This window comes from Streptomyces sp. NPDC102462 (genome assembly GCF_044765425.1).
In the GTDB taxonomy this organism is placed as follows: Bacteria; Actinomycetota; Actinomycetes; order Streptomycetales; family Streptomycetaceae; genus Streptomyces.
On sequence record NZ_JBIWKB010000014.1, the window covers coordinates 51,689 to 77,658 of the forward strand.

Annotated in this window: 29 protein-coding genes; 13 read left to right on the plus strand and 16 right to left on the minus strand. The window is 62.9% G+C overall.

Annotation, left to right across the window (positions count from 1 at the left end; all coding sequences use genetic code 11):
- Positions 1-17: 17 nt before the first annotated feature.
- Positions 18-485, minus strand: coding sequence for an RDD family protein (locus ACIRFL_RS14780; protein WP_404028071.1), 468 nt, complete (start codon positions 483-485; stop codon positions 18-20).
- Positions 486-696: 211 nt separating this feature from the next.
- On the opposite strand from ACIRFL_RS14780, the gene glnA reads away from it, so the two are divergent.
- Entirely contained in the window at positions 697-2,106 is a 1,410-nt protein-coding gene (glnA, locus tag ACIRFL_RS14785; RefSeq protein WP_404028074.1) for a type I glutamate--ammonia ligase, read from the plus strand.
- Positions 2,107-2,270: 164 nt separating this feature from the next.
- On the opposite strand, the gene ACIRFL_RS14790 is transcribed toward glnA, so the two are convergent.
- From ACIRFL_RS14790 to ACIRFL_RS14845, 12 genes are all read right to left on the minus strand, one after another.
- Positions 2,271-2,465 carry a hypothetical protein gene (locus ACIRFL_RS14790; RefSeq protein ID WP_404028076.1) on the minus strand — a complete coding sequence of 65 codons (195 nt, stop codon included), beginning with the start codon at positions 2,463-2,465 and terminating at the stop codon, positions 2,271-2,273.
- A 51-nt stretch (positions 2,466-2,516) separates the two neighbouring features.
- Entirely contained in the window at positions 2,517-2,897 is a 381-nt protein-coding gene (locus tag ACIRFL_RS14795) for a hypothetical protein (RefSeq protein WP_404028077.1), read from the minus strand.
- Positions 2,898-2,908: 11 nt separating this feature from the next.
- On the minus strand, positions 2,909-3,325 hold the full coding sequence (locus ACIRFL_RS14800; protein WP_404028079.1) for a hypothetical protein: 417 nt from the start codon (positions 3,323-3,325) through the stop codon (positions 2,909-2,911).
- Between the two features lie 603 nt (positions 3,326-3,928).
- Positions 3,929-4,363, minus strand: coding sequence for a hypothetical protein (locus ACIRFL_RS14805; RefSeq protein ID WP_404028081.1), 435 nt, complete (start codon positions 4,361-4,363; stop codon positions 3,929-3,931).
- Between the two features lie 100 nt (positions 4,364-4,463).
- A complete protein-coding gene (locus ACIRFL_RS14810) occupies positions 4,464-5,366 on the minus strand; it encodes a phage major capsid protein (RefSeq protein ID WP_404028084.1) in 903 nt (300 codons plus the stop codon).
- Positions 5,367-5,465: 99 nt separating this feature from the next.
- Positions 5,466-5,879 (minus strand): phage scaffolding protein, encoded by a 414-nt coding sequence (locus ACIRFL_RS14815; protein WP_404028085.1) that lies wholly within the window; start codon positions 5,877-5,879, stop codon positions 5,466-5,468.
- 71 nt (positions 5,880-5,950) lie between these two features.
- Positions 5,951-7,354: a phage portal protein gene (locus ACIRFL_RS14820; RefSeq protein ID WP_404028087.1), complete on the minus strand. Its 1,404-nt coding sequence runs from the start codon at positions 7,352-7,354 to the stop codon at positions 5,951-5,953.
- A gap of 120 nt (positions 7,355-7,474) precedes the next feature.
- A complete protein-coding gene (locus ACIRFL_RS14825) occupies positions 7,475-8,140 on the minus strand; it encodes a hypothetical protein (RefSeq protein ID WP_404028090.1) in 666 nt (221 codons plus the stop codon).
- Positions 8,141-8,327: 187 nt separating this feature from the next.
- The gene (locus ACIRFL_RS14830; RefSeq protein WP_404028093.1) at positions 8,328-9,377 is read right to left on the minus strand and encodes a hypothetical protein; all 1,050 of its coding nucleotides are present in this window, start codon (positions 9,375-9,377) and stop codon (positions 8,328-8,330) included.
- Positions 9,378-9,593: 216 nt separating this feature from the next.
- Positions 9,594-10,076: a hypothetical protein gene (locus tag ACIRFL_RS14835; RefSeq protein ID WP_404028095.1), complete on the minus strand. Its 483-nt coding sequence runs from the start codon at positions 10,074-10,076 to the stop codon at positions 9,594-9,596.
- Positions 10,077-10,109: 33 nt separating this feature from the next.
- Positions 10,110-10,304: a hypothetical protein gene (locus ACIRFL_RS14840; RefSeq protein ID WP_404028098.1), complete on the minus strand. Its 195-nt coding sequence runs from the start codon at positions 10,302-10,304 to the stop codon at positions 10,110-10,112.
- A gap of 780 nt (positions 10,305-11,084) precedes the next feature.
- A complete protein-coding gene (locus tag ACIRFL_RS14845) occupies positions 11,085-11,927 on the minus strand; it encodes a hypothetical protein (protein ID WP_404028099.1) in 843 nt (280 codons plus the stop codon).
- Between the two features lie 395 nt (positions 11,928-12,322).
- On the opposite strand from ACIRFL_RS14845, the gene ACIRFL_RS14850 reads away from it, so the two are divergent.
- Positions 12,323-12,652, plus strand: coding sequence for an Lsr2 family protein (locus ACIRFL_RS14850; RefSeq protein ID WP_404028102.1), 330 nt, complete (start codon positions 12,323-12,325; stop codon positions 12,650-12,652).
- Here the strand turns inward: ACIRFL_RS14850 and ACIRFL_RS14855 are convergent.
- Positions 12,649-13,713 carry a helix-turn-helix domain-containing protein gene (locus tag ACIRFL_RS14855; protein ID WP_404028104.1) on the minus strand — a complete coding sequence of 355 codons (1,065 nt, stop codon included), beginning with the start codon at positions 13,711-13,713 and terminating at the stop codon, positions 12,649-12,651. The two genes, ACIRFL_RS14850 and ACIRFL_RS14855, sit on opposite strands and share 4 nt — an antisense overlap.
- 194 nt (positions 13,714-13,907) lie before the next feature.
- Here ACIRFL_RS14855 and ACIRFL_RS14860 point away from each other — a divergent pair, with 194 nt between their 5' ends.
- Complete coding sequence (locus ACIRFL_RS14860; protein WP_404028106.1) at positions 13,908-14,339, plus strand: ATP-binding protein; 432 nt, start codon at positions 13,908-13,910, stop codon at positions 14,337-14,339.
- Between the two features lie 119 nt (positions 14,340-14,458).
- Here the strand turns inward: ACIRFL_RS14860 and ACIRFL_RS14865 are convergent, their stop codons facing one another.
- The gene (locus tag ACIRFL_RS14865) at positions 14,459-15,184 is read right to left on the minus strand and encodes a tyrosine-type recombinase/integrase (protein WP_404028109.1); all 726 of its coding nucleotides are present in this window, start codon (positions 15,182-15,184) and stop codon (positions 14,459-14,461) included.
- Positions 15,185-15,728: 544 nt separating this feature from the next.
- On the opposite strand from ACIRFL_RS14865, the gene ACIRFL_RS14870 reads away from it, so the two are divergent.
- The 4 genes from ACIRFL_RS14870 (at position 15,729) to ACIRFL_RS14885 (ending at position 19,044) form a co-directional block, all read left to right on the plus strand.
- Positions 15,729-15,986, plus strand: coding sequence for a hypothetical protein (locus ACIRFL_RS14870; RefSeq protein WP_404028112.1), 258 nt, complete (start codon positions 15,729-15,731; stop codon positions 15,984-15,986).
- Between the two features lie 113 nt (positions 15,987-16,099).
- Positions 16,100-17,017 (plus strand): zinc metalloprotease HtpX, encoded by a 918-nt coding sequence (gene htpX / locus ACIRFL_RS14875; RefSeq protein ID WP_404028114.1) that lies wholly within the window; start codon positions 16,100-16,102, stop codon positions 17,015-17,017.
- A gap of 2 nt (positions 17,018-17,019) precedes the next feature.
- Positions 17,020-17,691, plus strand: coding sequence for a hypothetical protein (locus ACIRFL_RS14880; RefSeq protein WP_404028116.1), 672 nt, complete (start codon positions 17,020-17,022; stop codon positions 17,689-17,691).
- A gap of 147 nt (positions 17,692-17,838) precedes the next feature.
- Entirely contained in the window at positions 17,839-19,044 is a 1,206-nt protein-coding gene (locus ACIRFL_RS14885; RefSeq protein ID WP_404028118.1) for a winged helix DNA-binding domain-containing protein, read from the plus strand.
- Positions 19,045-19,104: 60 nt separating this feature from the next.
- Here the strand turns inward: ACIRFL_RS14885 and ACIRFL_RS14890 are convergent, their stop codons facing one another.
- Positions 19,105-19,419: a hypothetical protein gene (locus ACIRFL_RS14890; protein ID WP_404028121.1), complete on the minus strand. Its 315-nt coding sequence runs from the start codon at positions 19,417-19,419 to the stop codon at positions 19,105-19,107.
- Positions 19,420-19,722: 303 nt separating this feature from the next.
- Between ACIRFL_RS14890 and ACIRFL_RS14895 the strand changes: the two genes are divergently transcribed.
- The 6 genes from ACIRFL_RS14895 (at position 19,723) to ACIRFL_RS14920 (ending at position 25,961) form a co-directional block, all read left to right on the plus strand.
- On the plus strand, positions 19,723-20,406 hold the full coding sequence (locus tag ACIRFL_RS14895; protein ID WP_404028124.1) for a hypothetical protein: 684 nt from the start codon (positions 19,723-19,725) through the stop codon (positions 20,404-20,406).
- Between the two features lie 295 nt (positions 20,407-20,701).
- Positions 20,702-21,730, plus strand: a complete 1,029-nt coding sequence (glnII, locus tag ACIRFL_RS14900; RefSeq protein ID WP_404028126.1) for a glutamine synthetase — start codon at positions 20,702-20,704, stop codon at positions 21,728-21,730.
- 512 nt (positions 21,731-22,242) lie between these two features.
- Entirely contained in the window at positions 22,243-22,866 is a 624-nt protein-coding gene (locus ACIRFL_RS14905; RefSeq protein WP_404028129.1) for a winged helix-turn-helix domain-containing protein, read from the plus strand.
- Positions 22,867-22,948: 82 nt separating this feature from the next.
- On the plus strand, positions 22,949-23,965 hold the full coding sequence (locus tag ACIRFL_RS14910; RefSeq protein WP_404028132.1) for an NAD-dependent epimerase/dehydratase family protein: 1,017 nt from the start codon (positions 22,949-22,951) through the stop codon (positions 23,963-23,965).
- 68 nt (positions 23,966-24,033) lie between these two features.
- Complete coding sequence (locus ACIRFL_RS14915) at positions 24,034-25,323, plus strand: sensor histidine kinase (protein WP_404028134.1); 1,290 nt, start codon at positions 24,034-24,036, stop codon at positions 25,321-25,323.
- A complete protein-coding gene (locus ACIRFL_RS14920; RefSeq protein WP_404028136.1) occupies positions 25,308-25,961 on the plus strand; it encodes a LuxR C-terminal-related transcriptional regulator in 654 nt (217 codons plus the stop codon). Before ACIRFL_RS14915 ends, ACIRFL_RS14920 begins: the two co-directional genes overlap by 16 nt.
- Positions 25,962-25,970: the final 9 nt, after the last annotated feature.

Consider the following 25,970-nt stretch of genomic DNA (forward strand, 5'->3'; position numbering starts at 1 on the left):
GCACGCCCTCGGATGCCTCAGATGCGGACCTCCACCGTGCGGGCGAGGCGGTCGTGCAGGCCCCGGCCGTCGCGGTCCCAGATGAGCGCCGGCAGGGCGAGGAACAGCAGGACCGTGCGCAGCAGGACGCGCAGCGGGTTGGCACGGCCGGTGTCGAGCGCGACCACCCGGAGGCCGAAGAGCCGCTTGCCCGGGGTGAAGCCGACCGTACCGACGGTGAGCAGGATCAGCGCGAACAGGATGAGCGGGGCCCAGACCTGGGCCGCACGGTTGTAGCTGTCCGTGATCAGGCCGTATGCGATCAAGAGGCACAGCCCCCAGTCCACGGCCAGCGCGCCCAGCCGCCGTCCGGGGCGGGCGATCGAGCCCGGTCCCTGCTCCGGCAGACCGAGCTGTTCACCCCGGTATCCGAAGTCGGCACCGGCCTCTTCCATGGCCGCGCGCGGCCCGGAGAGCCACGATCCCACTGCTTGCCTGTTGTCCACCCGTCCACGGTACTGCGCCCGGGAATGGCCGGGAGACGGCGGGGTCCGTCGGGGCTACCGTGGAAGCCGGACCGGTTAACTTCTGCGAAACAAATGGGTCACGCCTGAGAAATCACCCGTACTTAGTGTCGAGCCAGCGTGTGCCACCGCACTGGCCGCACGAACGAACTACCACCCCGGCGACAGGACGGTCGGGAGTAGGAGGAGCTGGATGTTCCAGAACGCCGACGAGGCCAAGAAGTTCATCGCGGACGAGGACGTCAAGTTCATCGACGTCCGGTTCTGCGACCTGCCGGGCGTGATGCAGCACTTCACGGTGCCGGTCGAGGCGTTCGACCCGGACGACGAGCTCGCCTTCGACGGGTCCTCGATCCGTGGTTTCCAGGCCATTCACGAGTCCGACATGGCGCTGCGCGCCGACCTGTCGACCGCCCGGGTGGACCCGTTCCGCCGGGACAAGACCCTCAACATCAACTTCTTCATCCACGACCCGATCACGGGCGAGCAGTACTCCCGTGACCCGCGGAACGTGGCGAAGAAGGCCGAGGCCTACCTCGCCTCCACCGGGATCGCGGACACCGCGTACTTCGGTCCCGAGGCCGAGTTCTATGTCTTCGACTCCGTCCGCTTCGCCACCAGCGCGAACGAGTCCTTCTACCACATCGACTCCGAGGCGGGCGCCTGGAACACCGGTGCGCTGGAGGACAACCGCGGTTACAAGGTCCGCTACAAGGGCGGCTACTTCCCGGTCCCGCCGGTCGACCACTTCGCCGACCTGCGTGCCGAGATCTCCCTGGAGCTGGAGCGGGCCGGTCTGAAGGTCGAGCGCCAGCACCACGAGGTGGGCACCGCGGGCCAGGCCGAGATCAACTACAAGTTCAACACGCTGCTCGCCGCCGCCGACGACCTCCAGCTCTTCAAGTACATCGTGAAGAACGTCGCCTGGCGCAACGGCAAGACCGCGACCTTCATGCCGAAGCCGATCTTCGGTGACAACGGTTCGGGCATGCACGTCCACCAGTCGCTGTGGAGCGGCGGCGACCCGCTGTTCTACGACGAGCAGGGCTACGCCGGCCTGTCGGACACCGCCCGCTACTACATCGGCGGCATCCTCAGGCACGCCCCGTCGCTGCTGGCCTTCACCAACCCGACGGTGAACTCGTACCACCGTCTGGTGCCCGGCTTCGAGGCGCCGGTCAACCTGGTCTACTCGCAGCGCAACCGCTCCGCGGCCATGCGCATCCCGATCACGGGGTCCAACCCGAAGGCCAAGCGCGTCGAGTTCCGCGCGCCCGACTCCTCCGGCAACCCGTACCTCGCCTTCTCGGCGCTGCTCCTCGCGGGCCTGGACGGCATCAAGAACAAGATCGAGCCGGCCGAGCCGATCGACAAGGACCTGTACGAGCTGGCTCCCGAGGAGCACGCCGGCGTCCCGCAGGTCCCGACCTCGCTCCCGGCGGTCCTGGACTCCCTGGAGGGCGACCACGAGTTCCTGCTCGCGGGCGATGTCTTCACGTCCGACCTGATCGAAACGTGGATCGACTTCAAGCGCACCAACGAGATCGCCCCCCTCCAGCTCCGCCCCCACCCGCACGAGTTCGAGCTGTACTTCGACATCTAAGCCATTAGTGTCTTAGTAGCAGTTCTACTCATGCACGCTTACAGGGGAAGATGATACAACCCCTGTCAAGTATGGCCCGGAATACCAGCCGCGTATGAGGCAAAATAGAGGGACCCCTAGCCGATTAGGCCGGGGGTTCCTCTATTTATGTGGGGAAAGGCTGACTAGCCTTCTCGTTCGTCGTCTTCATGGTCACCCAATGTGTTGTCGAACAGAGCTACCCAAGCACCAAGGATGAACGCTGCGAAGAGGATTGCTGCGAACGCAACATCCTTCTGTTCCTTGCCAACGGTACTGGCAAAGATAAGAAGTCCTCCCGCCGCAGTCAGTGCCAACGGCGTTTTGGTCATCTTGAACAACCGGCCTCCCTTCCATCCCTGTGCGAATTAGCCCAAGGGCTCAGGGAAGCCTTACGCAACCTCTGTACGTGCGAGAAGGATGCGGAAGTCCACCGTTCGGCCGTTCGCGTCATTCACAGGGAAGCATCCAAATACGTCGAACAGCGTTGCACTGCCGTCATCCTCCTTCCAGAGAACGTCTCCGTTCTTGTTGCGTACCTTGCCGACCCTTCCGACCAACGGCAGTTCCGTTGGCGTATAGAGCTGTAGATAGTCCTTGTACTGGTACTGCTCCGAGAAGTCTTGGATAGAACCCCAGGGACGAACAGAACCGCCCGTACAGCGAATGTATTGCGGCTCGTCATAGTGGTATACGTACTCGAATGCTCCGGAGTCGGGGTTCTGTTCCCATGTTGCCGTATAGAACTCTGCGCGCAGTTCGTAGCGCTTCATTGCAAGCAGTCTCACCACGACCACAGCCTTACGCTGATTCGACGCGCTTCGCGATTCTGTCGCCTTAGCTCGTAACGGTAGTCGAATGGATTCATGCGAATCGTTCGACTCTTGCGCCATGACAGATTCGCAATCGCCTTCTGCGCAAGAGGCGATAGCCATACATCCTTGTCGCCGAACACCAACTTGGATTCGCCCTGTGTCACGGATTCCATGTTCGGCTGTTCGTATACGGATGTTGCGTCATCCTCCATGTATGCACACTGATACGCGACAGCCTTCCTAAGCCATACAAGGTCAGTAGCATTCAATACTAGTTCCTGTGGCCTGCCGGATGCTGTCTCAATAATCGCCTGTGCCTTCTTAATCGTCGCATCATCGACGGATACCCCGGCGATATCTGCAACGTCTGTAATCGTTGCGTACATCCTTAACCCTCCAATCCTCGCACCACAACGATTCGCTGTGGTGCTGTGTAATCTGCGGCCGGACCATTCGTCAGCTTGAGAGCTAGGCGGTAATCGCCTGGAACGTCAAACAGAGTCGTGGTCGGCCAATTGAACGTGACCTCTCCAGAGGCGGCATTCGTGATGGATGCTGTTCCACCGGTACGCAAAACACCATCGGGACCGGATACAAGAACAGACGCACCGGTGTACGCAGAGAGAGACCTAGCGTTGCCGTTCGCATCCTTGACGGTCAGAACAAGCGCCTCTACTGGAACACTGCCCGCGACAAACTCAAGTGTCATCCTTCAATCTCCATTCGTAGTTTCTTCCTCGGTAGCTCTAGAGCCACGGCATTACAGCCAAGGGTGAGGACTCCCCTTTGATGAACGAGCGTTAGAGCTAGCTCAATGAACGTCGGAACTTCTACAGCCGTCCGTGTGACGCTCCAGCCCACGCCCCGGCCCGCTGCCTTACCGGACGCCAACGAGACGCTTACAGGGGCACTGGGGGCCGTTCCTGGGGCACGGCTTACGGTCCAGCCGCCTCCCCTTGCCATTGCCGTACCGACCGAGCTGCTTACGTTCATGAGACGCCAATCTCAAAGAGACCGGAGCCGGTAACGACAGAACCCGAATCCGGGTCACTCTCAAAGAATGAGAACTCAAGGGTGAAGTCCTCATTGGTAAGGCTCAGGGTCTCACCCAAATCCACATAGCCAAAGAGAGGCTTACCGGTTGCTGTGTCGTCATAGACAACCGCCCAACGCACATTAGCGGTAAGGCCGGACCATGTTGCGTCGTCAGCATCAATCTTGAAGACGTAAGACGCATAGCTAAGAGCCTTGCCCGTTAGAACCTTTCCGCCCGCCGTATAACCTGCGCCGGAAACCTCGTAAGCGCTCACGGTTGACCAGGCACCCTGAGTGTTGCGGTTAGGTGTATAGCCCGAACCAACAAGAGCAATCTTGATGGTGTCGCTTGTGAAGTTGATTTGCCCATTGAACGCCTTGGCGAACAACGAACCATAGAAGTACGTAGATAGTGGCATTAGTATTAGTCCTTTCACAGAAAGAGGGGCAGAGCCGAAACCCTGCCCCTCAGTCGAACCTAATCAGTGATTAGGAAGCCGTTACCTCAAGGATTCCGAACGCCTCAGGGCGACCAACGGCAAAGGCACGACGTGCACGCATCTTGAGAAGCGGCTCATCAGTGCGAGCGCCAACCTCGTAAGAGAGGACGCTCTCAGGGCCGGAACGGACACCCAAAAGCAGGTGCTGGCGGTTACCAACAACTAGAAGCGGGTTACCAGCAGTTCCAGCGACACCACCAGCGCCACTAGGAGCGCTAGAAGCAGTGGCAGAAACAACCGCACCGTATGAGAAGTTCACGGCGTAACCGAACAGAGTCGAAGGAGTGCCGTTAAGGCCCTCAACGAAGATTGGACGGTTGTTGTTGTCCAGGATTCCACGGAATACAGACTTGAACTTAGGGTGAGCGATTACAACCGCGTCCGCGTCATTCCAGTAGGAACCAGCCTCAACCTTGCCGAACACGTCGGAAAGGTCAGTGTAGGTAACCGCACCGGCAGTGGAAATCTTGTTGCCAGCAGGCGCAGACTTGTAAACCGAGGTGAACGGAACAGTTCCGCCATTCTCGGCACCAGTGGCACCAAGGGCCGCATTGTCAAGGTGGGTAGCGTAAGAAACCGCCCACTCTGACTGATGCGCACCAACGATATTCGCTAGAGCGTCCTCAAGGTCTTCCTCAGCCATCGTAATAGCGTTGGTGAACTTGCGAGCGGTAAGCGTTACATCGTCAAGGGTTGGGTTGTCATCGACATAGGCGCCACCCTTGGCGGTTACCTGAGTGGTAGCCGCACCAATGCGAGGAACGTTCATAACGTTGCTCTGCATTGAATAGCGACGGGCCGTAGCCTCAATCGCCGAATTCTGTAGAACTCGGGTCAGAACCTCAGAGCCGTACTCCTCGGGTACCCAAGCATCAGCATTAACACGTGCCATTTTCTTTTATTCTCCTGTTATGTATTTAGTTATCGGGGGTCCGTAGACCCCCGGATATTTAGTTGTTGTTCTGTTGTGTATTCAGTTGTGCCTCAAGGGTTAGCCCTTGAGAAGTTTTGCAGCGAGGATATCTGCGGAACTCTTCTGTGGACGTGCTTCCCGCTTATCTGCGGCGTCTGCTCCACCGGAAACCCTCTGCTGAGTGTTGAACAACTCAGGAAGGTCCTCCTTCAAAGCGTCCAACTGTTCCGTAAGGCCCTCTAGCTCTCCGGTCTCCGTGACGGAAACCTTTGAGTAGTCGATGAACTTAGAAGCCTTGGCATTCGTCAATCCCGCGTCTCTAAGCGCATCCTGAGCCTTTGTCTGTACGTAGTTCGTCTTGAGTGTCTGAGTCTCAGAAGTCATAGTCTCAATCTGTTCCTTTAGAGCCTTACTCTCAAGTCGGTAAGTCTTGGCTTCCTCGTTGGCCTTCTTCAAAGCCTCTCGGATAGCCTCAATCTCATTCTCATCCATTACTTGTCATGCCTCCATCTCGGATTAGTCGGGGGGTCATCGCGACCCGTTCGGTAATGGTTCTGTCTGGGTTAAGCAGCCTTGGCAAAAGAGCCATCAGGAATGGCGGCGGTTGCCTCGGCATCGGGGTTTAGTTCTTGCGAATCAGAATTACCCGGAATGCCCGAGCCGGCCTGGATATTCAGGGTATTCGTAGAATCCATTTCGATAATCCACTGACCAATAACCGCAGCGTCGTAACCCAACTCCGCTGCAACCTGCTTGAGTGGAATACCAATCTGAATCTTCTTGTAAGCAATTTCCATTGCTTCCTTGGTGTCGAAGGTTTCCACAGGCTTCCAATGAACCTGTACGTCTTCCTTGAATCCGGCGGTTTCAAGGATGAAGGTGAAAACCTCTCGCCACGTAGCGCCGAAGGACAGTTGGCGTGTCCGTACCTTCTTGACTAGTGGTGCCTCTGCTGTCCTCAGGGCCTCTCCGGACGGAATGTTTCCCGTAGGCTCGAAGTAGTGCAAAGGAGTCTCTGTGATGGTTGCCAGAGCGCGAATGTAGACGCGCATTGGCTCAAGGAATGACTCAGGCTTAGCAGGGTCTAGCTGCCCGATTTCCTTGACGTTGTTGAAGATGGTTAGCTCACCAGGGGTCGAGCCGGTTAGCGTGCTCTCGGAGCCCTCATCAAAGTCAGCGGCCTCTGAGGAAGCGTCCTCGGTAAGCGCATAACGCCACGGGAAGCCCTGGTAATCGTTGGCAGCCATCTGCGTAACTGCCAGCTTGTTAATCATGTCCTGAGGTTCGAAAGCGCTTCTGTGCTCAGGCTTGCCCTTAGGCCGCTCCGTGCGGAAGTGGAACACAGGAATGCGGCCGAACGGATTCGGCATGTGTCCATCGCTATCCGTGAAGTCATCCAGGAACGGCACAAAGTCCGAATCCTTGGGAGTCTGAGGAAGCCTCTCCGCGCGACTCACGTACTTCTCGATGCGGTCCTGGTAGTACAGGTTCACGCGAGTACGGTCCTTGCCATCAATCGTGGTTTCCCACACCTTGGCAGCACAGCGCTTTAGACGGGGGTTCTCTTCCTCGTACAGGACAACCGTTGTCTTAGGGCTGTTGTAGTAAATCTCAAGGGAGTCGCCCTCAGGCCACACCATCAGATAGGCGTCACCGTAAATCAGGGCCTTCTTGTGAATCTCTCCAACTTCTAGCTCTAGCTCATTGGAGGCCCAAACCCTGTCGAGATACTGTCCGGCCTCATCGGAGATAGCGGACACAGAGGTAATCTCAAGACGGTTATTCACCGCGTTAACCGGAGTAGCCGCAAAGTTAAGGCGGAAACGGTCGCTAGTGTGCCTTAGGGCACGCTTTAGAGCCATCGAGGTAAATACCTCGTCGGCTAGTCCTTCGTAATACTCTTCTGCGGTTGTGTAATCGTCTCTCCTATCAAGGATTTCGAGAACCGCTGCGGTTAGGTCTGACATGTTTGGTTGTAGTTATCTCCTTGGTTATAAGTATATAGGAATTCCCTTCCAATTCAAAATGGGAAGGGCCAGCCGGCCTCCGATTAGTAATTCCTTTTCGGAGGCTCGGCATAAGCCCTTCTAGATGTAACTCTGACGCTTAACCATCGTCTTACCCTGAGGCTTTCCAAGGAAGTACAGAACACCCGAGACAACCGCGTCCAGGACGTCATCATGGGCAACCTTGGGGAAGGCGTACATCTGCGTCTGTAGAACGTCGAAGTGCCCTGTGTGGAACACCTTCTTCTTCCGGTAGAAGTCGAGAGCCCTAGCGGCCCGAATCTCCTTCTTCTCCGTACTCCTCATGCTGCGGTACTTGGCTGGCACTCCATCAAAGACCGACTCCCATAGCTGACCACCTTGGTTCACTTCGATGTAGAGCACCTGAGCACCGAACCGTTCGCAGAGTTCTAGGGCCTTCTCGCGTAGCTCAGGACCAGGCATCTTGAACTGTTCGGCATAGCGCACGTACAGGTTCCCGTCAGAGCCACGGGACACAACGGCAAAACCTGTGTAGTCAGAGGTCTTCTTAGTCGTGACAGCAGGGTCAATGCAAAGAAGGGTGTTGCCGTACTCCTCAGGGGTCCTGATGGAGATATCGGCGTCTGTCCAGTAGTCGGCGTTCAGCGATACCGGCTTATTCATGTAGTTCTTGTGAAAGTCCCTGGTGTGCCTGATGGAGTTCAGGAAGTCCAGAGACCAGAACTCAGGCCAGAGAGATTCCTCTGAGCCATCAGGGTTCGTCACAAGAGCCGGGAAGTAATGAACGGTGATGTTGGAATCAACGACCCAACGCAACTCAGGGGCAAGGGACTCATAGAAGGCCCGTTCGTCCTCCTGGTCCTCCAGCTCGGTACCGGCCGGAGAGCCTGTGTCGGCAACGGCCGAACCTGACCCGCTTGAAGCAGTCTCAGAGGGCCTAGGAGAGGTGCACTCAACTGAGGGGCCTAGGGACGGGGGTTGAGGCTGTCTCAGAGCCTTCTAGGGGCTCTCCTGAGCCTGTTGCCTCTATGCCCGCATCGGCCAGGTTTTCCAGGAGTGGTGCATTTTTGAAGGGTGTAGATATGGCCTGATTTGAAAATGTATCTTTAGTACCGCTTTTCCTATCCACCCCTCTATGTCCATATTCCTCCACTACCTCCTCTTCATCCTGTACCTCCTGGTATGTGTCAAGTGGAGAGATATTATGAAGACCTGTGTAATTCTCACCAGTTTTTGAATCCCAATCCCTCTTGGCTTCTCCTGCCGTTCTTAGCTGGTCAATGATTGAACCGGGCATTGTTGTTGTTCCAACAATGGCTACCCGCGCATAAATGTTCAGAGGAAAGGCAGCATCAAGGACAGTGGTTAGCCGTCTGCCTGCCTCTAGCTCTGAATAAGTTGCCTCAGGTGGTTCAATATCATCCATAAGGATTAGGTCTGGCCTCTGCCTACCAACCTTCATGCCGAGGGTCTTTGCATCAATGCCCTTAGCCATAAAGACAAAGCCGTTAGCCTGCATGATTTGGTCTGATGACTGGGCAATGTGGCGCTTGACCTTCTGCCCCATCAGAGGGGTACACAGCTCGGGATAGTCGCTGGTCAGACGCTCGTTGCTGTCTAGCTCAGTCTTGAACGTCTGTAGGTGGTCCTCTGCCTGACCCGCTGAATCGGAGAAGGCAGCAACGAACTTGATGTGTCCGTGAGCCGCCGCCCACATAGGCAGGATGAGGAATAGCCAAGTTGACTTTCCCGCGTTCCTCGGAGCGATGAAGCAGTCTCGGTATTCCCTTGGCTTGGTGACTGGCTGAGTCCATGTCTTGGCGTACTCAATCAAGTCAAGGTGAAACGCAGAGAGAGTCTGACTGCCTGAGTCGGTAGTCAGATGATGCGGGAGATAGAGCCAAGCAAAGAGAAGAGGGTCATTGCGGGTTAGGGCTACTCGACCTTCTGTCCTGGTTAGCAACTCCTTTGGGTATCGGTTGATGTATGTCTGAATATCCATGTCTGTTCTGTTATGTCCGTTCCTTTCATTCGTGCTGGTCAGAGGCCGTGCGCATGAGTTGCCAGCCAACTTCGACAACCCGCCCGACCTGCGTCGGCAAGGGTTCAGAGGTAATACAAAGAGTGGTACAAATGTGCCGGCCTCTGGGTGTTGCTACAAATAGTGGTACAAAATCAAGAGCCTTGCCGACAAGGGGAAAGGCTCTGTGTAGGCGTCTCAGGGCCTCTCAGAAGTTCCCTGGTGTTCCTGGTCATCCTGGCTTTGTTCGGCCGTTAGAAAAGCGTCTAGAGCCTCTGCGAACGGGTCGGCGTCGCCCTGGTCCTTCTCGTGGCCCGTGCGAGTGGTCGCCTTGCCCGAGATGAGTAGATGCTTGTCGATTGCCTTACCTAGTCCGTCCATGACCTTCTTAAAGTCATCTGCTGTCATGTCGTGCTGCTTATCCAAGAAGTCCATAGCGCGGTCAATGGCAACCTGTGCGGCGGTTAGTAGTTCTTCCTTCTCGTAGAAGTCTCTATGTGCCGCTGCCCTACTCTTTAGTTCATCAAGGGATACATCAACCCCAAAGTCCTGTGCCCACTGGTTAGCGGTATTCCATGACTTTGGATATCCCATTTCACGCATTGCCCGTGAATGTCCGAGTTCTGCGGCAATCTCTAGATAAGCCTGCTTTTCCTTATCTGTGTATTTCGGTCCTGGCATTTTTCTATTTACGAATCCATGCGACGGGGGGTACTACCTCTCAGACTTATCTTTCTCAATATCGGTCTTCCTGGTCCTCACCCTGTACTGCGCTAGTTCGTCTTCCTTTCTCTCGATTAGGTATAGCCATTCCAAGGCTGTCATATCTCTTGGAATCTCATAGGTCTTTCCATTGCGCTGAAACCTTACTGGTCCGTCTGTCTTACGCCTCGGTTTCTCAACTGCCATCGTTCTATCTCCTTCTCTAGACGCTTGAGTCTTTTTCTCAAGTCCTCTGAGAGTTGTCTAGCTGCTTCTTGTAGCTCCATGGTTCCTCCCCTCAACCCGCCGTTTTTCGTTGATTTCAGCTAGCTGTTGCGTCACTGCATTATTGCAATACAAGGAAGGGGAACCCCACTAGAGTTAGAAGAGAGGAAGGGCCTAGCCCTGTTTTTCCAGTGGGATTCCCCGAGGTGTTATCACAAACAGAATGAGTAGAACTGTTTCCGATACCTCCATTCTACCAAGAATGCCTCTGAATTCAAAATTGGAAGGCTCAGCCGGTTGGGTCTTATCGAGTTACTTCTTGTGAATCTCAATGACGTACTCTGAACCCTTCTCCTTCTGCTTTCTAATGCCTTTGGACTTGCCGTATAAGTAGGCGGCAAGGATAAGGATAATGATGGTTAGGGTCATTGGCTCTCCTAGGGCCTGTGTTGGCTTCTGAGCTTCCGGGCATCCTTGGACACCCGGCCGATTTAATACAGCCTGAGAAGGGTTTTCTAGGCCCTTCCCAGGCTGTTAGGTCTGCTTACCGCTCTCTACCTTCTCGACTACCGTCGCAAAGTCGATGCTGATTAGCTGGGCTTTGAAGGTTTTGTTGATGCAAGTACCGCAGACCTTTGGCTTCTTCGAACCCCAGGGGAACGCCGTGCGGTCCTTTGGTAGCCACTGGTCGCAGCTCTCACAGGCAATGCCGTGCGGGCAACCTCTGTCGTGGGCACAGTCTCCGTACATGCTTCTGTCTCCTTATGCGGTAGCGGTTACAGGTGTGGCCGTGAACGCGGCCCATCGAGCCCTTACGTCCTGGTCATCATTCGGGCGGAAAGATGGGTCAAGGAACAATGTACGGGCCTCTTCCTTGTGCTCTGCGGCACTTAGAACTTCCTCTATTTCGTCTGTCTCTGTCGCACGCTTTGCCAGCAATTCCGCCTTCTTCTCGGCAAAGAGAGACCTAACCGGGCGGGTCTCCTCAACAGCGCCCGCCGTTCCGGCGGAATTCTTCTTAGAGGGCAAAGGGGAGTCAGTAACTACAGAGGACAAAGAAGAGGAGTCAACATCCTTAGTTCCCTCTTCCCCCTTTGCCTCATCCTTGTTATCAACATCAGGTGAGACGGGAGCGTTAGCGACCGTCTCATTAGTTACCTTAGAGGTCTCCTTCTCGGTTACCTTCATGGTTACCTTAGTTTCCGGCCCGCCGGAATGGTCAGTCTCAGATGCGGACTCCCCATTCCCAAATACGGAATGGCCAGTCTGAGATACGGAATCAGTCCAGACGATGGAGTTGTCAGCCTTCTCCTTGACCGGTACGTAAGTGGCTAGTACGTCTTCCTTGACTCGGTAGACCGTGGTGTCGTCCATTCGCCTGCCCTCTTCAACTAGGTCCTTCTCAATGAGAGATTTCCGGACCTTGAAGTAACGGGTCTTCTTCATTCCCATATCCTCTGCTGCCTTCTGCCACTCTGAGTACATGACCCCTCGTGATGCCACAACAAAAAGGAATACCTTTTCCTCGTGGCTTAGCCCTCTAGCATCTCGGATATTCCAGATTGCCTGAGTGCTCATATTTTCCTTCTGTACCTTGTTAGTCATTTTGTTCTACTCCGATATCTGTGTGTGTTTGGGTAAAAAACCAAAAAGGCCCTCGGTTTCAGGGACTAGCTGAAACCGAGGGCCTTATACACACTACAGATATCCAAATGTAGTAGCTTAAAAGATTCCTCCTTGGCGTCTAGTCCACACCGTTGGAACGATTTGTTCTTACGTCTTTAATGGTAACACGGGTGACTGACAAAGCCGGGGTTTAGTATCAGCCTTTGTGTCACGCTTTAGTAACGGTTGCCAGGGCCTTATTGAATAACCCTGGAATTATCAGCCGGCCTCGGGTTATCGGAAGAATTTCCAAAGCGCTCAGACGTTTTTCTTGGGCTGCTCTCGGGGGTGGCTCTGGTAACCTACTGCTCCCATCGAGCAACGGGAGAGAGCAAGTGGCAAAGCGCGTAATCGTTGAGAGTGACCTGTCCGGTGAGCCGGACGCTTCTACAGTCTCTTTTGCCTTTGATGGCAAGAGCTACACCGTTGACCTGACAGAGGCTGAGAAGGAGGAGTTCGCCAAGGTGCTCTCTCCGTACCTTGACGTTGCCGAGGAAGCCACCACGGCCGTGCAGGCGACCATTCCGACTCAGAGCACCGGTCCCGACCCCGCCAAGGTGCGTGCTTGGGCTCAGGAGAACGGCATTGAGGTGAATGCCAAGGGACGTGTTCCCCACAGCGTCATTGCTCAGTATGAGCGTGCTATGGCTGAGCCTGAGAGCTAGACAATCTCCCTAGCGTGCTCCCTGAGCCAATCCGGCGCGTCCCGCTCGATGATTCTCAGAGTCCTCTTGAGCCGTGACGTGTTCCGGGAAGATGCGACGCTTTCCAGGATGCTCCCAATCCTGGTGAGCGTCGTTTCGCTTTCCCGCCATGCTCCAAGATTCGCCAAAGCGGTTAGCTCAGCAACCGAGTAGTACAGCGCTCCCCTACCGCCCGGCTTGACTAGCTCATTGGCCCTCTGCACATGCGGCAAGGCTTCCTTGAAGTCTCCGAGAGACATAAGGGCCTCTCCTCTGTGACCAATGACTTCCATCTCGTCTACCCACCATGCCCACTGAGGGTCACGGGGGCCGATGGAGTCCTGTAGGGCTCCCTGTGCCCTCTCTACGGCCTTGAGGGTGCGTGTCCGGTCTCCTGTGAGGGCAAGAGCCCGTGCGTGCCTCACACGGCCTAGGAGAGCCACACGGCCCGGTACGCGGGGGTTGGTCATCAACTCCTCACTGATGCTCAGAGCCTCTGCCGGATTGCCTTCCTGTACGTCCTGCATGGCAAGCATGTCGAGAGCGAACCAACGCATTGGCTTGTCGCCTGCCAACTCGGCCAGATGCCGGGATTCCATGAAGGCTTGTCTAGCTTCCTCTTGCCTGTCGGCATCGAACAGCAGCCAACCGGCTACCTCTGCAATCTCGGCAACGTCAGCTAGCCGTTTCTTGCTCTCATATGTTTCCGGCTTCCGTGCCTCTGCTTTCCATACTTGCTTGGCAGCGTCGGCAACGTGGTCACCACCATGCCGGTTGTCATGCTCTAGAAAGTGGGCAACTGCCGTGCGTACATAGTTATTTGGGGACGGTTGCTCAATCCGGATGGGTTCTTTGAGTAGTTGGACAAGCTCTGTTCCCCAAAGCCTGTCGAGTGTCACAGCCAACTCTATTGACGGCTTTTGCCTGCCACTAAGCACACGGGAGATATAGGCAGCGTCGTAATGAACTTTCTTGGCGAGACCCCTAAGAGTCAGACCTCTTGAGGAAATCTCCGCCTGCACCTGTTTTGAGAAGTCGCTCATGTCAACCCCTGTGCTGTTGACTGTTTTAGTCAACATCGTATCAACGCTGGTCAACAACACCCGTGCGCATAAATGCAGTTGGCTGTTGTAGAAGGCGGGCCGGGCACCGCCCGACGCGGCCCCGACCCTGGTCAACGCTGATAGGAGCGCGGACAGATGCAGCATACCGAGCGTGCCGGGGGGTGCCTGTGACCATGACGACGCATGGGGGCCAGGAAACCCCCGAGGTTGAAGAGTGGAGCTGGGCTCAACAGCCGGGGTGCCTTCCCTTGTCACGGCACATCTTCACTAAGTGGCTCTCCAAACAGGGAGTCTTCTATCTCAAGGAAGAGGCAACACTTCTCTTCAGCGAGATACTGACCAACGCAATCAAGATTCCATCCCCCGATGGTCTGACGCTTAGTCGGTGGCTTCTCTACCCCAACAAGCTGAGGGTTGAAGTCATGGATTGGTCTGCTGAGGCTCCGTGGGTACAGGACCCCGGTCCATGGGCTGAGGAAGGTAGGGGAATCCTCATTGTTCACTTGATTGCGAACAGTTGGGGGTATGAGCACAGGACGTTTCTTCATCCCAAGGGAGAGGGATTCGTTCCCGGCAAATACGTCTGGTTCGAACTAAGTCGCTAGCCAGACACTACAAGAGGCCCGGTTACCTGAATCTTGGTAACCGGGCCTCTGTGTTGCCCGCTAAGAACCTAGGAGCCTTGCCTAGGTGTCTCGGTGCCCCGGAAAGCTCCTAGGGGCTCTCAGGCAAACTTAGCCATGACTGCGGTGATGTCTGCCTCTGTGGTCTGGACGTAGTACCGCAGGCTTACGGCTACGTCGTGGTGGCGCATCTGTCGGCGGAGCACTTCCGGCGGCGCTCCAAGCTGCACAAGGTTCGTGGCGAATAGATGGCGGAGCGCGTGAGGGTTCAGCTCAATGCCCAACTCCTTTTTGGCCCGACGCTTCACTCCCCGATAGACCGTGGCGTGATTGATGGAGCCAAGCTCATAGGTCGCGTACTCATCCACGAACCAATCCGGGATGATGACGGGCCCGGTTGTCTTAGCGGGGGTGATTGCGTTCTGTGGTGTCCTCTGTCGGTCGATGTTGAGGACGTTGCCCATAGTGGGCTGATTCACCAGAGACTCACCAATCCGCATCCCGGCAAAAGTCATGCCGTAGACGTGCGGACGGTACTTGGAGTCAGCGAACGCGTCCTTGACGTCCTGGACGGAGGGAAGGACGTACACCTTCTGCTTAGGTGCGGGGGTAGGCACCTTTACTCCAAGGCAGGCTTGGAGGTTAACCGCGTGCTTCCTACGCGTGCTCTGCGTGATGATTGTGGAGAGTCGCCTACCAAGCTCTCGTGTGGTGGCTTCCTTGACCGGAAGGTCTTCAATCTCCAAAGCCCTGAGAGTCTGGAGATAGGACCGATAGGTGTTGTCCTTGATGGCCCGTTCTTCCAGCCGCTTATAGGCCAGAGCCAAACAGGTTCCACGCTTAGCCTGTCGAAGTTCCACTTCTACTTCGAACCTTTCGTGACAGCGCGTCCGCCGTGCACGAGTTCGAGCTGTACTTCGACGTCTAAGAAGCGCACGGCGCACCAAAACGCGCCCAGCGCCCCCTTGAGGCCCGTCACCCCCTGCAACACGGGGGCGACGGGCCTCAAGCCATACGACCCCAGCTGGCGCCCCGAAGGGGCGCGGGGAACTGCGCGACAAGCCACCACGGCGGGCCAGCCGACAAACGACCGGCACCGCCCATAGGGGCGCGGGGAACTGCGCGAACAACCACAACGACGGGCCAGCCGACAGACAGCAGAAGCCCCCGCAGGGGGGCGCGGGGAACTGCGCAAACAACCACAACGGCGGGCCAGCAGACAGACGGCGGAGGCCCCCGGAGGGGGGCGCGGGGAACTGCGCGATCAGCCACAACGACGGGCCAGCCGACAAACGACGGATGCCCCCGAACCGCCGGAGGCCCCACGTATGATGGTACGGCTGTTCGACAGGGTGACGGGGAGACACGGGGATGCCGGTACAGGACGACGGCGAGCGCGAGTTCGATCTGAAGTGGGCGGACGACGCCGAGCACAAGGAGCCGTCCGCGCGGGCGCGCATGCTCGCCGCCCGGTGGAAGGAGAACCCGCCGGACCCGGCCCCGTTCCGCGCCGCCCCGGAGCCGGTCGTGCCGCGCCGCTCGTCATGGGTGTCGACCGTGATCGTGCTCGGCTGCGTCGCCGCGGTGATCCTGCTGCTGGGCTGGGCCCAGATGCGCTCGACCTACTAGGCCCGGCCCGGGCCGAATCTTTGCCCGGCCCGGGGCGGCCGCCGACCTCGCCATGGGCGTCGCCAGGTGCACACTGGACAGCGGGACGAGTGCCTGACTGCGAGGTGATGCAGATGCAGAGCCGCTTCCAGAGCGACCGACGGCTGACCGTGCGCATGGTGGTCACGCTGTTCCTGCTCGGGCTGCTGTACGTGGCCTTCGTGGCCGCGTTGATCACGTTGTTGAAGTCCTGGGTGCTGGTCGTGGTGCTCGCGGCGGCGCTGCTCGTCGCGCAGTACTGGTTCTCGGACCGGGTCGCGCTGTACGCCATGCACGGCCGGGTCGTGGAACGTGAGGAGTATCCGGACCTGCACGGGGTCATCGACCGGCTGTGCGCCCAGGCGGACATGCCGAAGCCCGTGGTCGCCGTGTCGGACATCGACATGCCGAACGCGTTCGCGACCGGCCGCAACCCGGACCACGCGGTGATCTGCGTGACCACGGGTCTGCTGCGCCGGCTGGAGCCCGCGGAGCTGGAGGGCGTGCTGGCGCACGAGCTGTCGCACGTGGCGCACAAGGACGTCGCCGTGATCACGGTCGCCTCGTTCCTCGGCGTCCTCGCCGGTCTGATGGTGCGGTTCGCCTTCTACTCGCAGCTGTTCCGCGGTCGCAGGGACCAGAACACCCTCGCCGTCTTCGCCGCGATCATGGGTGTCTCCGCGGCCGTGTACGCGATCAGCTTCCTGCTGATCCGGGCGCTGTCCCGGTATCGCGAGCTGGCCGCGGACCGGGCCGCGGCCCATCTGACCGGGCGGCCCTCGGCACTGGCGTCCGCGCTGACCAAGGTCTCGGGTGACATCGCCCGGATCCCGACGAAGGATCTGCGGACGGCACAGGCCTTCAACGCCTTCTACTTCACCCCGGCGCTGGGCGCCGAGCCCGGCCTGTCCCGGTTCTTCTCCACCCATCCCAGCCTGGAGCAGCGGCTGGAGCAGCTGGGCCGGATCTCCGCCGAGCTGGGTGAGGCGGCGATGCCGGGGAAGGCGGGCTGAGCATGGGGCTCCTGGACATCCTGCTCGGCCGTACGAAACCCGTCGCACCCGATCTCGACCAGCTGTTCGCGCTGCCCTCGGCGGCGGTGACGCTGGAGGCCGCTGCCGGGTTCACGCCGACCGGCGGCGGCGCGGTGTGTTTCGCGTCGGTGGAGGGCGCGGCCTTCGAGCAGACGCAGCGCGAGGTGCGGGCCCTGCTGGACGCGGACGCCGAGCGCCGGCATGCGGGCTCGCGCGAGCCGGGCGCGGAGTCCGTGGGTGCCCCGCCGGTGGAGCTGCGGCAGGACGACTACGGCTACTCCTGGCTGGTCTCGCAGCGCCCCCCGGACCAGTTGCCGGACCTGGTGAACGATCTGCACGCGGTGAACAGCTCGATGGAGGTCAACGGCTTCGGCCCGCAGCTGCTGTGTTCTCTGGTCGGGTTCGAGAACACCGAGGCAGCCACGACCGCAGGGACCGCAGAGAACACGGCCGCGGCCGGCCGCGGCCGGCGGCTGGCCCTCGTCTACCTCTACAAGCGGGGCACCTTCTACCCCTTCGCGCCGCTGCCCGGTACCGCCCAGCGCCGTGACAACGCGCTGGAGCTCCAGGTGAAGGCGGCCCTCGGGAACGATCTGCGGATCGAGCAGGATCTGAGCCGCTGGTTCCCGGTGTGGGGCGCCCCCGGGCTGTGACCCGGTGCCCCGCTGCCGCCGGGGGACGCATGGACGGGCGGTCCTGTCGTGTGCCTGTGCCGCGGGCGGTGCCGGTTGCCGGTGCCATGGGCGAGGATGCTCCGGTACGCGGTGGACGCGGGGTGTATCCGAGGGGTGGAGGCCGGCATGGGCGGGAACGGGCGGCAGCGGCACATCGGCGCGGCGGAGCGGCGGGCCCGGCTGGCCCTCCGGCACCGTCTGGCGGGCCCGGCGCGTGCGGACCGCCCCGAGGAGATCGCCGCCTCGCTGGTGGCGCTGCACGGCACCGACCCGGCGACGGTGTACCTGGCGGCGGGCGCCCGGCTGACCGACCCGGCGCGTACGGTGCCGGAGACCGAGCGTGCGCTGTACGAGGACCGGACGCTGGTGCGGATGCACGGCATGCGGCACACGGTGTTCGTGTTCCCGACGGATCTGACGGCCGTGGTGCACGCGTCGACGGGTCTCGCCGTGGCCGCGCGCGCACGGGCCTCCCTGGTGAAGGACATGGCGAAGGCCGGCGCTCCCGACGCTGCCTGGCTGGCGGAGGTCGAGGCGTCGGCGCTGGCCGCGCTGGCCCGGCGCGGCCAGGCGACGGCGGCGCAGCTGGCGACCGACGAGCCGCGGCTGCGCGAGCAGTTCGTGTACGCGGCCGGCAAGAGCTACGAGGGCGTTCACACGGTCTCGACGCGTCTGCTGAGGGTGCTGGGCGTGGAGGGCAAGGTGGTCCGCGGCCGTCCGCTGGGCTCCTGGACGTCGAGCCAGTTCCGCTGGGCGGTGGCGCCCGAGCACCCGGAGCTGGACGGGGCGGCGGCCCAGGCCGATCTGCTGCGGCACTGGCTGGCGGCCTGCGGTCCGGCGACGGAGGCGGACCTCAAGTGGTGGACGGGGTGGCGGGTGACGGAGGTGCGCCGGGCGCTGTCCGCGATCGGTGCGGAGCCGGTGACCCTGGACGAGGGCACGGGGTACGTGGTGAAGGACGACGTGGCGCCGGTGGCGGATCCGGAGGAGCCCTGGGCGGCGCTGCTGCCCGGCCTGGATCCGACGGCGATGGCCTGGCAGCACCGGGACTGGTATCTCGCCCCTGAGCTGCGGCCGGCGCTGTTCGACGGCAGCGGGAACGTGGGTCCGACGGTGTGGTGGAACGGCCGGGTGGTGGGCGGCTGGGCGCAGCGCCCGGACGGGGAGATCGTCTGGCGGGTCCTGGCCGACGGGGCGGGCGCGGACGCGGGTGTGGGGCGCGCGACCGAGGCGGCGATCGCACGGGAGGCGGAGCGGCTGCGGGGCTGGCTGGGCCCGACCCGGGTGACGCCGCGTTTCCGTACGCCGTTGGAGCGGGAGCTGTCGGCCTGACGGGCACGGCGGGCACCCCGCTCCGGGGTGCCCGCCGTGCCCGGGGTGTGGCGCCGGGCGTCAGCGGTTGTAGCGCATGAACGCCCGCACCATGTGGCACGTCGTGTCCGACGGCGGGTGGACGCCGATCCGCTCGGCCGTGCTGCGGATCGTCTCGTTGCGGGCCTGGTTGGGGACGTAGACGCCCGAGTCGAGCAGGGCTATGGCGAGCCGCATCGCCTTGAGGCGGCGGTTGTGCGTGATGTACCACTCGCGCGGACGTCCGGGCGGCAGCGGACGCTTGGTCAGGGGGGCGTAGGGCAGGTCGAGTTGGACGGGGCGCTTCACGGTGGACTGGGTCGGCAACGGCTTCGGCTTCAGTGCGGCAGCGGGCACGGGCATCCTCCTGTCGCGTTCTCGAACACTGACTCCAGTCTACCGCCCGGCACTGACAATCGAGGGGCCCGGAGACTCCGCCAAAGCGCCAGGTAGAACGCGGAATTGACGGTATGTCATGGGTGTGCGGCGAGGGACGGCAGGGGCGCTGGGGAATTCGAACAGAGAGCGCGCAGGGATCCCGTTCGCGACCCCCCGCCCTGTGGCGCAGGTCACTTCGGCGACTTCCGTGACCGCTGAGCAACGTCGTTCGGTATCTCGTACCTAGCGGCGTACGCTCCCCTAGCTGTTCAGGAGGCGCGCATGTCGCGCAGGAGAACGCTCAGCACCAAGAAGAAGATCGCGCTGCTCGTGGGCGCCGCCGCGGTGGCCGGCGGCGGGGCCTTCGCCATGGCCGCCACGTCGAACGCCGCGCAGAGCCCGCGGACCCTGTCCGCCGCGGACTCGACGGTCTGCCAGGGGCTGGCCACCGCGCTCGGCAACAACGAGCGGTTCATCGCGGGTCAACGGGCCGCTCCGGACGCCCAGTCGGCGGCGCGGATCGCCAACCGCGAGGCGGTCATCGAGCAGATCAGGGTCCAGCAGAAGGCGTCGGGTTGCGTCGTCGGGGAGTCGGCTCAGGACTCCCAGTCGACACCGCCGGCCCAGAACGGGCAGCAGGGCGGCGGGCAGCCCACGCCCACCGCCGACGCGGGGAACGCCGGTACGGGAGGTGCAGGCACGGGAGGCGCGGCCTCCGGGCAGCAGGTGTGCAACGGCTCCACCGTCACGCTCTCCGGTGAGGGCGGCGCCCCGGCGGCGTCCAGCAACCAGTTCCCTGCGGGCACCACGCTGAAGGTCACCAACCTGGACAACAACAAGTCCACGACCGTGCAGGTGACGTCCGTGTCCGGCAGCTGTGTCCTGCTGAACGACGCGGCCTTCGAACAGGTCCGGGAGCCGGGCAAGTTCCTGATCCGTCGCGCGCTGATCGAGAAGGTGGGGTGAGCGCCGGGCCCCTACCGGATCGCTGAGGTGTGTGTCCCGGGCCTGCCGCTCCCCTCCGGGAGTGGCAGGCCCGACACGTGCGGGCCCCGCACCGCGGCCCCACCCTCGAACGAGCCCGCTCACAACGCGTGTTACCGCACGGAACCGGTGGGTAACACGGGGTTCACATCCGGGCAATGGCCGGGAAATCGCCTGTTGACAGGCTGCCGGGCAGTATCCCGCGGCGCCCAGTGCCGCAGCGCCGCCGCCGCAGCACCCGCAAGTGCGCCCAGACCCACCTCGAAGGATGTGGCCCGTGAGCTTCAAGGCTGAGTACATCTGGATCGACGGCACCGAGCCGACGGCCAAGCTGCGTTCCAAGACGAAGATTCTTGGCGACGACGCGAAGGGCGCCGAGCTGCCGATCTGGGGCTTCGACGGGTCCTCCACCAACCAGGCCGAGGGCCACGCCTCGGACTGCGTGCTCAAGCCGGTCTTCAGCTGCCCGGACCCGATACGCGGCGGCGACGACGTCCTCGTGCTGTGCGAGGTCCTGAACATCGACTTCACCCCGCACGCCTCCAACACGCGTGCCGCGCTGACCGAGGTCGCGGAGAAGTTCGCCGCGCAGGAGCCGGTCTTCGGCATCGAGCAGGAGTACACCTTCTTCGACGGCGCCCGTCCGCTCGGCTTCCCCGAGGGCGGCTTCCCGGCCCCGCAGGGCGGCTACTACTGCGGTGTCGGCGCCGACGAGATCTTCGGCCGCGAGATCGTCGAGGCCCACCTGGAGAACTGTCTGAAGGCCGGCCTGGGCCTGTCCGGCATCAACGCCGAGGTCATGCCCGGCCAGTGGGAGTTCCAGGTCGGCCCGCTGTCCCCGCTGGAGGTCTCCGACCAGCTGTGGGTGGCCCGCTGGCTGCTGTACCGCACCGCCGAGGACTTCGGCATCTCCGCCACCCTCGACCCCAAGCCGGTCAAGGGCGACTGGAACGGCGCCGGCGCGCACACCAACTTCTCCACCAAGGCCATGCGCGAGGGCTACGAGGCGATCATCACCGCGTGCGAGGCGCTGGGCGAGGGCTCCAAGCCGCTCGACCACGTCAAGCACTACGGCGCCGGCATCGACGACCGGCTGACCGGTCTGCACGAGACCGCCCCGTGGGACAAGTTCTCCTACGGCGTCTCCGACCGCGGCGCCTCGGTGCGCATCCCGTGGCAGGTCGAGAAGGACGGCAAGGGCTACATCGAGGACCGCCGTCCGAACGCCAACGTCGACCCGTACGTGGTGACCCGCCTCCTGGTCGACACCTGCTGCTCCGCGCTGGAGAAGGCCGGCCAGGTCTGATCCCCGCCACCGCTTCGAAGGGGCGCCCACCGCGACGGCGGTTTCCAGGGCGCCCCTTCCGCGTTGCCGCCGCATCCCCGCGCGGACACGGGGAGCCGTCCGGCTGTCCGGCATGTGGGACGGCGAACCGGACAGTACAGCCGGGACCAGACCCCTGACCTGGGGCGGACACCCGACACGGGGCGGCGGGCAACGTCAGCTTCCCGCCAAGGAAGCGTCCGAGCAGTGAGAGAAGGGTCCTGTTACGGGCCGGTGTCTGCTTCAATGGGCGCATGGCCAGCATCCAGGAGTACACCGCGACGGGTCGCCATGACCTTGAGCCCTTCTGGCCTTCCCGTCAGCACCACGACTTCGACCGGGTGTGTTGCCGCGCGTGGAACGCGCGGGCCCTCTAAAGCCGCACACCCCGGCCTTCGGCCAGCGCGAAACGACGAACGTCCCGGCGCGCCCGACCACGAATCGCGGCCGTCGATCCGCCCGACGAACTTCTCGCGCGAAAGAGCTGACCTCTCATGGCGACCACTCGTCCTCTCACCACCGCCGCCCCTCCCACCCCGACCCCGGCATCCGGCGCCCGGCACCGGCTGCGCGCCGTCGACCGGGACGAGGAATGGGCACTCCCCCACCCCGACCCGGTCGAGGGCCCACAGCACGTCGCTGACCTGCTGCCGCCGGGCGCCACCTGGCTGCCGGCTCCCCAGCACACCCTGCCCAGCCTGCCCGGACAGCCGCCGATGGTCGGCTACCTGGTGCTGGTCCCGGCCGACCGGCAGCCGCCGTTCCCGCCGGTCGCGGTGCCGGACCGGCCGCAGACCGGGCCGGCCGGGGACACCGACGACGGCGATCCGCTGGTCCGCATCGACACCGTACGGCGCACCGCTCAGGTGGCCGGCCGCGACCTCGACCTCACCTATCTGGAGTTCGAGCTGCTGGCCCACCTCGTGGCGCACCCGCACCGGGTGCACACCCGCGACCAACTGGTCACCACGGTCTGGGGCTACGGCCACGTGGGCGACGGACGCACCGTCGACGTCCACATCGCCCGGCTGCGCCGCAAGCTGGGCGCCGAGCACCGCCGGACGATCCAGACGGTGCGCCGCGTCGGCTACAAGTACACGCCGCCGACCGGGCGCTGACCGCGCCGTCCGCGCCGGCGTCCCCCGTCTGCCCTCGGCAGATCCGGTTACCCGGCGCGGTCGCACCGGGCACAGTCACCGCATGAGACTTCTGGTGCTGGGCGGAACCGAGTTCGTGGGGCGGGCCGTCGTCGAGGCGGCGCTCCGGCGCGGCTGGGAGGTGACGGTCTTCCACCGGGGGCGGCATGCGGCCCCGCCGGGCGTGCGGTCGCTGCACGGCGACCGCACCGCCGCCGGCGGGCTCGCCGCGCTCGCCGCCGGCGGCCCCTGGGACGCCGTCGTCGACACCTGGTCGGCGGCGCCCCGCGCCGTGCGGGAGGCGGCCCGGCTGCTGCGGGACCGGGCCGCCCGGTACGCGTATGTGTCCAGCCGGTCGGTGTACGCCTATCCCCCTACGGGCCTGAGGGACGAGGACGCGCCGCTGGTCGAGGGCGCCGCGGCCGACGCCGGACAGACCGAGTACGCGCGGGACAAGCGGGGCGGCGAGCTGGCCGCCGTCGAGGCGTTCGGCGCGGACGACTCGCTGCTGGTGCGGGCCGGGCTGATCCTCGGCCCCTACGAGAACGTCGGCCGGCTGCCCTGGTGGCTGACCCGGATCGCCCGGGGCGGCCAGGTCCTGGCGCCGGGACCGCGCGACCTGCCCCTGCAGTACATCGACGTGCGCGACCTGGCCGACTGGACGCTCGGGGCGCTGGAGCGGGGCATCGGCGGCCCGTACAACCTGGTCAGCCCGCCAGGACACACCACCATGGGCGCGTTCCTGGCCGCGTGCGCCGAGGCCACCGGCGCGGACGCGCGGCTGTGCTGGATCGATCCGCAGACCGTCGTGGACGCCGGCATCGAGCCATGGGTGGAGCTGCCGGTGTGGGTGCCGCCCGGCGGCGACCTGTACGAGGCCCTGCACCACGCCGACGTCTCACGCGCGCTGGCCACGGGACTTGTGTGCCGTCCGGTCGGCGAGACCGTCGCCGACACCTGGGCGTGGCTGCGGGAGATCGGCGGCGCGGCGCCGCAGCGCCCGGACCGGACGAGCAAGGGCCTCGACCCGGAGGTGGAGGCCGCGGTGCTCGCCGCAGCGGGGGTGCGCCGGGGGGTGTAGCCGGCACCACCTGCCGGCCGGGGGCTTGGCCCAGTGACCGCCGCACCCGGTTCGGCGAGACTGACGGCATGGACACAGGGAGCAGGGACACCAGGACCGTCGGCGGCCGGACGCGCGCCGCCGTGACCGCCGGGGCGCGGGGGCTCGCCCTCGCGGTCGTCGCGCTCGCCGGTTCGATCACCCTGTTCGTGCTGTCCGTCGTGTCGATCGCGCTCGTCCCGCTGGGGTTCGGGATCGTCACGACGCCCTGGGTGCTGACCGGTGTGCGGGCCTTCGCGAACTGGCGGCGGCTGGTGGCCGCGCAGTGGTGCGGGGTGCGGATCCCGCCCGCCTACCGGCCGCTCGCCGAGGGGGCCAACCCGTGGGCGCGCACCTTCGGCATGCTCGGTGACCCGGCGACCTGGCGGGACCTCGGCTGGCTCCTGGTGGACATGACGGCCGGGTTCGTCACCGCGCTGCTGCCCGCCGCCCTGCTGATCTACCCGGTGGAGGGTTTCGCGCTGGCCGCCGGGTTGTGGCGGGTTTTCACGGACGGCAGCCGGGTCGGCTGGTGGTACGGCTTCGTGCCGGTCTCGGGGCAGGGCAGCGCGCTGCTCGCCGGGCTGCTCGGCGCGGCGCTGCTCGCCGCCGCGTACGTCCTCGCGCCGCCGCTGCTGCGCTTCCACTTCCTGCTGACCCGTTCGGTGCTCGCCACGGGCCAGGGTGAACTCACCGAACGGGTACGGGTGCTGACCGAGACCCGGCGGGACGCGGTGGACACCTCCGCGGCCGAGCTGCGCCGCATCGAGCGTGACCTGCACGACGGCGCGCAGGCCCGGCTCGTCGCGATGGGCATGGACCTGGGGACCGTCGAGACTTTGCTGGACAAGGACCCGGCGAAGGCGCGGGAACTGCTCGCGCAGGCCCGCCGCGCCTCCGCCGAGGCGCTCGGCGAACTGCGCGACCTGGTGCGCGGCATCCATCCACCGGTGCTGGCCGAACGCGGACTCGGGGACGCCGTACGGGCGTTGGCGCTGCGGCTGCCGGTGGCCACCGAGGTGACCGTGGAGCTGGCCGGGCGGCCGGCCGCGCCGGTGGAGTCGGCCGCCTACTTCGCGATCAGCGAGGTGCTGACCAATGCGGTCAAGCACTCCGGTGCCGACCGGATCTGGGTCGATCTGCACCATGTGCCGCAGGAGGGCGGCCTGCTGCGGATCGCGGTCACCGACAACGGCCGGGGCGGCGCCGTGCTCACGGGCGGCTCCGGGCTGCCCGGGATCGAGCGGCGACTGGGTACATTCGACGGCATCCTGGCCGTCAGCAGTCCCGCGGGCGGTCCCACCATGGTGACCATGGAGATTCCGTGCGCGTTGTCCTAGCCGAAGACCTGTTCCTGCTGCGCGACGGGCTGGTCCGGCTGCTGGTGGCCCACGACTTCGAGATCGCCGCGGCCGTCGAGTCGGGCCCGGAGCTGGCCCGTGCGCTGGCCGAGCTGCGGCCGGACGTCGCGGTGGTCGACGTACGTCTGCCGCCGACGCACACCGACGAGGGGTTGCAGTGCGCGCTCGCGGCCCGCCGGGAACGGCCGGGGCTGCCGGTGCTGGTCCTGTCGCAGCACGTGGAGCAGTTGTACGCGCGTGAACTGCTCGCCGACGGCACCGGCGGGGTCGGGTATCTGCTGAAGGACCGGGTCTTCGACGCGGAGCAGTTCGTGGACGCCGTGCGCCGGGTCGCGGCGGGCGGCACGGCGATGGACCCGCAGGTGATCCAGCAGCTGCTGTCCCGGCGGGCCGCCGGCGACCGGCCGCTCGGCGGGCTGACCCCCCGGGAGCTCGAGGTGCTGGAACTGATGGCGCAGGGCCGGTCGAACGCGGCGATCGCCGGGCAACTCGTCGTCACGGAACGGGCGATCGCCAAGCACACCTCCAATATCTTCGCCAAACTCGGACTTGAGGTGTCGGACGACGACAATCGACGCGTCCTGGCGGTGCTCGCCTACCTCGACCGGGACCGCTGACGCCTCGCT